This window comes from Hyphomonas sp. UBA3601, assembly GCF_002375605.1.
Classification (GTDB): Bacteria; Pseudomonadota; Alphaproteobacteria; order Caulobacterales; family Hyphomonadaceae; genus Hyphomonas.
Map to the genome: position 1 here is coordinate 5,697 of NZ_DFME01000062.1, position 242 is coordinate 5,938.

Consider the following 242-nt stretch of genomic DNA (forward strand, 5'->3'; position numbering starts at 1 on the left):
ATCTGGACGAATTCGGCCTTCTCGTGCAGCTCGTCGATCGTCTTGGCGCCGACATAGCCCATCGCCGCGCGCAGGCCGCCGACCATCTGGTGAATGATCGGACCGAGCGGGCCCTTGAACGGCACCTGGCCTTCAATGCCTTCCGGCACCAGCTTCTCCTGCGCGGCGTCCTTCTGGAAATAGCGGTCGGCCGAGCCGCGCGCCATTGCGCCGAGGCTGCCCATGCCGCGATAGGCCTTGTA

At 65.7% G+C, this 242-nt stretch carries 1 protein-coding gene; it reads right to left on the minus strand.

Annotation, left to right across the window (positions count from 1 at the left end; genetic code table 11):
• Nucleotides 1-242, minus strand: a 242-nt coding sequence (locus tag B4F73_RS06785; RefSeq protein ID WP_290482829.1) for an IMP dehydrogenase, incomplete at both ends; no start/stop codon positions are given.